General features: G+C 40.8%; 2 protein-coding genes. Both read left to right on the top strand.

From position 1 onward, the window contains the following. On the top strand, positions 1 to 1,100 hold a 1,100-nt coding region (locus ACQR30_RS14870), incomplete at its 5' end, for a 1,4-beta-xylanase (RefSeq protein ID WP_429736503.1). A gap of 12 nt (positions 1,101 to 1,112) precedes the next feature. Then, positions 1,113 to 2,089: aldose epimerase family protein (locus tag ACQR30_RS14865; RefSeq protein WP_429736501.1), on the top strand; the 977-nt coding region annotated here is incomplete at its 3' end.

Raw genomic sequence — 2,089 nt, 5'->3', positions numbered from 1 at the left:
AAACAATAAATATAATAATCAATGAAAAGACTTATTCGATCGGTTTTGTAGCCCTATTTGCTCTGACTTGTGTAAAATCTCCAGCACAAGGTAATGGCGATGTTGTGGGTAAAGTCTGGACAGCGAATCATGCCAACAAATGGTATGCAGCACACAAGTGGTTAACAGGAGCCGATTATATCCCCAGCAATGCTGTTAATCAACTAGAGATGTGGCAGGCGGACACTTTTAGTCCGGACTTAATTGATAAAGAATTGGGCCTTGCACAGAGTATTGGCTTTAATACCATGCGCGTTTTTCTGCATAGCGTAGCCTGGAAAGAAGCTCCCAAAGGCTTTAAAGAAAGGATGAATAAGTTTTTAGCTATTGCTGCCAGGCATGGCATCCAACCTCTGTTTGTTTTCTTTGATGATTGCTGGAATAAAGATCCAAAACCGGGGAAACAACCTGCACCCAAAATCGGTGTTCATAACTCGGGATGGATGCAAGATCCAGGTCAGCCTGCCTCTGAAAATTCCGCTAATTTTCCTGAACTAGAAAGATATGTAAAGGATGTACTCTCCACTTTTGCGCACGATAAACGCATTTTGGGTTGGGACTTATACAACGAACCCGGTAACAGTGGTAAGGGCATTAAGTCAATGCCTTTGTTGAAAGCTATTTTTACCTGGGCAAGAGCCGTTAATCCCGATCAACCTATCACTGCGGGTTTATGGGATTGGAACTTAGAAAAATTGAACGCTTTTCAAATAGCTAATTCTGATATTATTACCTATCACGATTATGAAGAACCTGTTATGCATTTGCGTGTAATTCAGGTACTAAAATCATTTGGTAGACCACTGATTTGTACAGAATATATGGCAAGACCGAGGAATAGTCGTTTCTCAAATATCTTACCTATGTTGAAGAAAGAAGATGTGGGAGCAATCAATTGGGGTTTTGTCGAAGGTAAGACTAATACTATTTATGCTTGGGATCATCCAATACCTGATGGCAGTCAGCCAGCAGAATGGTTTCATGATATTTTTAGAAAAGATTTTACGCCCTATAGAAGTGCGGAAACAGATCTTATTAGAAAATTAAATGCTGAAAAATAAAATTCATATAAAATGTCCTTTACTAAAAAAATATTTTCTGCGGGCCTAAGTATAAGTGTGGTCGCTTTGCTACTAGTAAGTTGTCAAACCCCACCTGCAAAAACAGCGAATAACAAATCCGCTGAGCTACTTGACAGGTCGGGTTTTCAGACCACTGTCGATAGTCAGAAGACCGACTTGTACATTTTGAGAAATGCTAATGGAATGGTCGCCACTTTTACTAATTATGGTGGACGTTTAGTTAGTTTACAAGTGCCGGATAAAAACGGGAAAATGGTAAATGTTGTTTGTGGCTTTAAAAGCATCGCGGAGTATCAGAAGGCTACCGAGCCTTATTACGGTGCTACAATAGGGCGCTTTGGTAACCGCATAGCAAAAGGTCGCTTTACATTGAATGGCAAACAGTATCAATTATTTTTAAACAACGGGCCCAACACTTTACACGGTGGTAAAAAGGGATTTCAGTATCAGGTATTTAATGCGACACAGCCAGATAGTAGCACAGTTGTTTTTACAAGAGTATCTAAGGATATGGAAGAAGGGTTTCCCGGTAATTTAACGGTAAAAGTGACCTATCATCTCAATGATAAAAATGGGCTGGAGATGGCCTATGAAGCCACCACGGACAAGCCCACGGTGGTAAACCTTACCAATCATGGCTTTTTTAATCTAAATGGCGAAGGATCCGGAATCATATTGAATCATCAATTCCAGATATTTGCCAGCCATTATACACCGGTTGACTCGACTTTAATACCCACCGGGGAAATAGAATCCGTGGTAAATACACCCTTTGATTTCCGAGCACCGATGACCATGGGCGCGAGAATAGATAAGGATAATCAACAATTAAAAAACTGCAAAGGATATGACATCAACTTTGTGTTGGATAGCACCAATGAGTGGCATCTGGCAGCCATTGTCGATGGAGATAGGTCAGGCATCGAGATGAGCGTGTACACCGATCAGCCTGGCTTGCAGATATATAG

Source organism: Arachidicoccus sp., from assembly GCF_050436765.1.
In the GTDB taxonomy this organism is placed as follows: Bacteria; Bacteroidota; Bacteroidia; order Chitinophagales; family Chitinophagaceae; genus Arachidicoccus.
This window is presented reverse-complemented; position numbering and strand designations above follow the sequence as displayed.